The sequence below is a fragment of the Endozoicomonas sp. ALE010 genome (assembly GCF_049310165.1).
Lineage (GTDB): Bacteria > Pseudomonadota > Gammaproteobacteria > Pseudomonadales > Endozoicomonadaceae > Endozoicomonas.
Window position 1 is genome coordinate 24,975 of the sequence record NZ_JBLYNV010000063.1, and the last position, 6,000, is coordinate 30,974.

The following is a 6,000-nucleotide window of genomic DNA, read 5'->3' on the forward strand; positions in this document are numbered from 1 at the left end:
TCTCAAACATCCGTTAATCGCAACACCATAACAAGCAGTTGATATCTGAGGGTACACTTGAACGAATTACTATTGATTGGCCAGCTTTTGTTATTTTACGGCATGGTCATTTTAACTTACCGCCTGTTCGGCAAAATGGGGCTCCTCTGTTACACCGTGCTGGCCATCGTGGCCGCTAATATTGAAGTACTGGTGCAGATCAATGCCTTCGGTATGGAGATGACCCTGGGGAATATCATGTTTGCCTCCACCTTCCTGGTGACCGATATCCTCAGTGAGGTGGGTGGTAAAAAATGGTCTGACTACGCAGTCAATGTCGGCTTCTTTACCTCGGCACTGTTTATTGCCATTTCCCAGAGCTGGCTGTATTTCATGCCCAATTCCCTGGATTTTGCCATGCCGCATATTCAGGCCATCTTCAGCAACACGCCTCGCCTGATGATTACCGGCCTGCTGGTTTATGCCATTACACAACGCTTTGATGTGTGGCTTTACCACAAAATCTGGCACTGGACCGGGCTTACCGAGAATTATCTGTGGCTGCGCAACAATGTGTCCACCATGATTTCGCAGTTCCTGAATGCGGTTCTGTTTACTTTCGGAGCGTTTTACGGGACGTTCCCGGTGCCGGACCTGCTCAGTATCATCATCACCAGCTATGGTATCTTTGTGGTGACCAGCCTGTGTGATACTCCTGCCGTGTATCTGTGCAGAAAAATCAAGGTCAGGGAAATATGGGAGCGTACATGAAAGTCATTATTACCGGAGCCAGTGCAGGTATTGGCCTGGCGGTTTGTCAGCGTTTTCTGCAAGATGAACGCATCACCGTGGTGGGTATCGATGTTAATCCCGGCGAACTGGTTAACGACCGTTACCACCATTTTTTAGCCGATGTGGCGAACCCGGAATCGCTCCCAGCCATTAAGGGCGTAACACACCTGATCAACAACGCCGGGGTGCAAAACACCACACAGGACATCGCCATTAATTTAGGCGGGGTGATGAACTGTACCATGCTGTACGGCCTGCAACCGGCGATTCAATCCATTGTCAATGTTGCCTCTGCCAGTGCTCATTCCGGTGCTGAATTTCCAGAGTATGTAGCCTCAAAGGGCGGTGTTGTCGCCTACACTAAATGGACTGCGCTGCAGGTTGCTCAATACGGTGCCACCTGCAACAGTATTTCCCCGGGAGGCGTGCTTACCGAACTGAACAGACCGGTCATGGACGATCCTGAAAAATGGCAGGCCATCATGAATGAAACGCTACTGCCAAAATGGGCCAGTTCTGAAGAAATAGCACAGTGGGTTTACTTTATGGCGATCATCAATCGCAGTATGACCGCACAGGATGTTCTGGTGGATAACGGCGAGATGGCGAAGGCTAACTTTGTCTGGTGATTGACAACAGAGGCAGCTTCTGAATAAGGTATGAATTCACGGCAAAAAAGCTGCCTCCAATGCGCCAGAAGCCTGTTATCAGGTTAAGTGGCTTGGGGTAGGGCTCAAAAGTTATAAGTATTTCACTGCAAAGGAGTTGCAACCATGAGTTGGATTGCTTACATACAACCTTTGGGAATGCCATCCTGTGGACTGGACAACCCTTTTGCCGGACAGCTGGTTACAGGAAAACATCCAGGTTAAATCGTCGTTTTCTTCATCAATGTTCAAATAATCCAATGGAGAAGATCAATGACCATTAAAGAACTGAAAAAAGCCTTCAAAAAAAACCAGCTGCCTGTCCAGCTGCTGAGTCAGGAAGGGGATATCTATCTATGCCGGGTGGACGGTAAGCACCTGCTGAGAAATAACGATACATCCCCCGCTATTTTCCACAGCATCAGTGAGGCAAAAGAAACCCTTGGAGATCATATTGCTCCTCACTTGCAGCTGGTTTTTTCCGAAACCTACGATGAGATGTTCCATCCTGAAAACCAGACCAAATCATCAAAATGAGCCCGGGAGAGGTATTCCTCAGGCTCATTAGCCAATCATCGATTTGCCGTAGACCGTCCGCTCCATATCAACCACGTCAACAGTAATGGAGACATTATCCAGGGGAGTTCCCTCTACAGCATCCAGCAAAATACCGGACAGTTCCTGTTTCTGTTGCAAACTCCGTCCGGATAGAATTCGAGCCGTTATATGAATAAACTGCCCCCCCTGCTCCGTACCTGTACGATAATGATCGTAAGGCAGCGCCCGGACCTTAATGGTCGACACGTCAAACAGCCCGGAGCTGACAGCTCCCTGATGCACACTTTCCATCAGGGCCTCTGGACTGACAATTGCTTCCAGTGGCCGCGAGTATTCGATAATACAGTGTGGCACGTAAAACCTCCTTGCAAATGGCATAAGGCCGTGATCAGCCCAACTTCTGTTTAGATGCCCAGATTGCCAGTTTGTGCTTCATGGTCACCTGGGATACCTGATCCTCTGGCAGAGGCTGGATGAGGTTATCATGGACCAGCAGCCGGTATATATATTCGATTTTCTCACTGGCAGAATCGGTCGCCTCAAATTCCACAACCCCCCGCTTCTCACCATATTTCATGCCATATTCAATGGCCTTCTTTACCAGCTCTTTTTCATTCTTCAGCTTCTTCATTGGAGCCTCATTCAATCCAGTGGTGTATTAGGACATTAGCTTTTATAAACCATATATGGCAAATCAGGAGATTGACCAACAACACGATTTCGGCGCACGGCTTATACTGCAATTCCCAAACGCATCAGCCTGTCATGCGCTATTCCCAAAGGTTATTACCAAAAGCGCTATTCCCTAGCGGGTTCAAATAAGGTAAAAGTGCCTTATGAGAACCCCGAAACGAATCCAACCCCTGGTTGATGAAGGACTGGTGGATGAAGTACTCCGCCAGCTAATGAGTGGTAAAGAAGCCGATGTCTATGTGGTGCGCTGTGGCAATGATATCCGCTGCGCCAAGGTTTATAAGGAAGCGGCCAGGCGCAGCTTTAAAAAGGCCGTCCAATATCAGGAAGGTCGCAAAGAGCGCAACAGTCGCAGGCAGCGAGCCATCGAGAAAGGCTCCAGATATGGCCGGAAACAGCAGGAAGAGACCTGGCAGAGTGCCGAGGTTGACGCCCTGTTCCGCCTGGCCAGAGCGGGCGTAAGAGTCCCACAGCCTTATATCTGCCTGGATGGCGTACTGTTGATGGAACTGCTGACGGATGATGAAGGTCAGGTTGCCCCGCGCCTGGGTGAAGTGACCATGTCCGCCGAACAGGCCCGTGAAGACCACGCCACCATGATGCATTATGTCATGCTGATGCTCTGCGCTGGCCTGGTTCATGGCGACCTGTCGGAATTCAATGTTCTGGTGGATGACTACGGCCCGGTGATTATTGACCTGCCCCAGGCCGTGGATGCCTCGGCCAACAACCATGCCCGCTCGATGCTGGCCAGGGATATCAACAACATCACAGAATACTATGGACAATTTGCACCGGACCTGTTGAACAGCCAGTATGCCAAAGAGATGTGGGCACTCTACGAAGATGGCGAACTGACCCCGGAAACCGAACTGACCGGCCTGTTCACCGAAGCGGAGCAAGCCGCCGATGTGGACTCAGTGCTGGCCGAAATAAAAGCAGTTCTGGCTGAGGAGCAGAAACGGCAGGAACGTCTGAGAGAATCTGATAACCCTGATGCCTGACTGAGACGGAAGCCAGCCCTACCGGTCAGGTGGGGCCAGGAGGCTGTCCGATCAAAACAATGCTCAGGCTTGGGCGGTGCAGTACCAATCGATCAGTTACTTCATTTAACTGGCGGCATGTTGATGATGCTACTGAATATCTGATTAGCCCTTTGAAAACAGGTTTCAGGGAAACATCAACAATGATACAAATAATATCATTTTTAAAAATATAACACCCTGTAATTACAATAAAGGCAACATTATTTTTAATTGATTGTTATTTGACTTCTGTCAATCTTTCCAGTTGATTTAATAAATACAATCAGAATCAGAGCTTTTATCTCAGTAATGATTATTTTCCTTACAGGACTGTTTTGAAAGCCATGGTAGAGAATATATGCAGAAAATATTGATAACAGGAAACAATTGAACAACACCTTCTTATTGTTTTCGAAAAATTGTTACAGGTGGTATCGCCATCTGTAAAGCAGGCAGGCAAAATCCTTTGCAAGGATTAACGAACAACAATGCCCTGTGCTACTTACTTTTTTTTCTTTGCCGTGGAAAATCGTTTGTTTATTGCTGTTATTTGTTTTTCATTTCTTTATTTAACAGTGGTGCAAGCTGTTTTACTTTGGCATTGATATTTGGAAAACAAATAGAGCATTCGGTTAGTGACAGAAATTATAAACTTGGCTTTAAGTGAGGCATCAATGGCAACTGGTACGAATCGTGGCTGGGTCGTAGTGACGGCTGGCCTGGCGATTAACTTAATGTTTGGCAGTCTGTACACGTGGAGTATCTTCTCCGAGAATTTTATCAACACTCAGGGCTGGACCGCTTCTCAGGCATCCACGCCCTACGCAGCGGCCATTGCCGCGTTTGCGCTGGTCATGCTGGTAGGTGGTAAGCTGCAGGATCGCCTGGGGCCGCGCGTTGTGATCACCATCGCAGGTCTGTGCACTGCGGCAGGTATGTTCCTGTGCAGTGCCATGCCCACCGAGACCGGCGTTATCCTGGGTTTTGGTGTTCTCAATGGTGCAGGAATCGGTCTGGGTTATTCCGCAACAGCTCCGGCAGCAGTGAAATGGTTCAAACCGGAGCAAAAAGGGTTAATTGTCGGTCTGGTTGTCACCGGCTTTGGTTTGGCACCACTGTATGCGGCACCGCTGGCCAAATACCTGATCGCAGAATATGGCCTGTTTGCCAGCTTTAATATACTGGCGGTGTTCTTCGGTAGTGTGATCGTTACTGGTGCCCAGTTCATGAGTGTTCCGGAAACCACAACAGGCATGGCGACTGCGGATAAAAAGGCCAAAGAGAGACCGGTTGTTGCTGATGGCCCACAAACCGGTGAGTACAACTGGAAGCAGATGATCAGGACGCCACAGTTTGCCATGTTGTGGCTGATGTTCTTGGCAGGTTCCATGACCGGTCTGATGATGATTGGTCATATTGGTAACATTGCCAAGCTGCAACTGACCGATACCTTTAACATTACCCTGCTGGTTCAGGCGTTCTCTGTCGCCAATGCTTTGGGCCGCCCGGGTGCTGGCTTAATATCTGACAGGATCGGTCGTGCCCGCACCATGAGCATTCTGTACACGTTGCAAGGTGCTGTGCTGTTGATGTTCAGTGGTTTTGATACCTTTAGCATGATCCTGATGGGTTCATTGGTTATCACCTTCGGCTATGGTGCAATGCTGGCAGTATTCCCGTCTGCAACGGCAGACTTCTTCGGTACCCGGAACCTGGGCTTTAACTACGCTATCCTGTTCAGCGCGTGGGGTGTTGCGGGCATGGCCGGTCCGAAACTGGCAGGCTATCTGCTGGACACCACGGGCGGTTATGAGAGCACCTTTATGATCTGTGCCGGAGTAAGTTTTGCAGCGGCTGCCATTGGTCTTATGGTCAAACCACCGAAAAAAGCAGCTGATTTTGTGGGAGTGCAAACTGCCCAGGCTGCTTGAGTATTTTAATAAAGCTCTTGATGGATTTTCTGATCAACAACACCTGAAATCCAGATAGAGCCGCTTGACCACGCTTCCTGATTAAAAGCCCGGCATGTTTCGGGCTTTGTTTTTGCCACTTGCCACCAGAACACGGCCAATAATAAGCAAACAATATCCGCAACTTTACGACCTGAAACCCGCATACAACAAACCAGTCCACAGCGTAATAGGCCTGCGGCTTTCACAGTCCTTGTTGCTCCAATGTAATAACGAGTTTTCAACAGTCTGGATGGCAATGGAGCCCAGGGCGGTAGCATGAGGTGCACATATGTACTATTAACATACCTCCGGTATAGCCAGAGGTACGACAATGGCCAACTACACACCAATGGT

General features: G+C 49.0%; 8 protein-coding genes. 5 read left to right on the plus strand and 3 right to left on the minus strand.

Annotated elements, in window-relative coordinates:
- The first annotated feature begins 57 nt into the window (after positions 1-57).
- From ACO6UY_RS20080 to ACO6UY_RS20090, 3 genes are all read left to right on the plus strand, one after another.
- Positions 58-750: a queuosine precursor transporter gene (locus ACO6UY_RS20080; RefSeq protein ID WP_206679223.1), complete on the plus strand. Its 693-nt coding sequence runs from the start codon at positions 58-60 to the stop codon at positions 748-750.
- A complete protein-coding gene (locus ACO6UY_RS20085) occupies positions 747-1,400 on the plus strand; it encodes an SDR family NAD(P)-dependent oxidoreductase (RefSeq protein ID WP_422445634.1) in 654 nt (217 codons plus the stop codon). Before ACO6UY_RS20080 ends, ACO6UY_RS20085 begins: the two co-directional genes overlap by 4 nt.
- Before the next feature lie 291 nt (positions 1,401-1,691).
- Positions 1,692-1,955, plus strand: a complete 264-nt coding sequence (locus ACO6UY_RS20090) for a DUF6482 family protein (RefSeq protein WP_422445636.1) — start codon at positions 1,692-1,694, stop codon at positions 1,953-1,955.
- 27 nt (positions 1,956-1,982) lie between these two features.
- On the opposite strand, the gene ACO6UY_RS20095 is transcribed toward ACO6UY_RS20090, so the two are convergent.
- Both ACO6UY_RS20095 and ACO6UY_RS20100 read right to left on the minus strand, forming a co-directional pair.
- Entirely contained in the window at positions 1,983-2,330 is a 348-nt protein-coding gene (locus tag ACO6UY_RS20095) for a 5-carboxymethyl-2-hydroxymuconate Delta-isomerase (protein WP_422445638.1), read from the minus strand.
- A 34-nt stretch (positions 2,331-2,364) separates the two neighbouring features.
- Entirely contained in the window at positions 2,365-2,607 is a 243-nt protein-coding gene (locus ACO6UY_RS20100; RefSeq protein WP_269674641.1) for a DUF5062 family protein, read from the minus strand.
- A gap of 205 nt (positions 2,608-2,812) precedes the next feature.
- Between ACO6UY_RS20100 and ACO6UY_RS20105 the strand changes: the two genes are divergently transcribed.
- Positions 2,813-3,673: a PA4780 family RIO1-like protein kinase gene (locus ACO6UY_RS20105; protein WP_422445640.1), complete on the plus strand. Its 861-nt coding sequence runs from the start codon at positions 2,813-2,815 to the stop codon at positions 3,671-3,673.
- Positions 3,674-4,368: 695 nt separating this feature from the next.
- Positions 4,369-5,625: an L-lactate MFS transporter gene (locus ACO6UY_RS20110; RefSeq protein WP_422445642.1), complete on the plus strand. Its 1,257-nt coding sequence runs from the start codon at positions 4,369-4,371 to the stop codon at positions 5,623-5,625.
- A gap of 5 nt (positions 5,626-5,630) precedes the next feature.
- Here the strand turns inward: ACO6UY_RS20110 and ACO6UY_RS20115 are convergent, their stop codons facing one another.
- On the minus strand, positions 5,631-5,810 hold the full coding sequence (locus ACO6UY_RS20115) for a hypothetical protein (protein ID WP_422459612.1): 180 nt from the start codon (positions 5,808-5,810) through the stop codon (positions 5,631-5,633).
- Positions 5,811-6,000 lie beyond the last annotated feature (190 nt).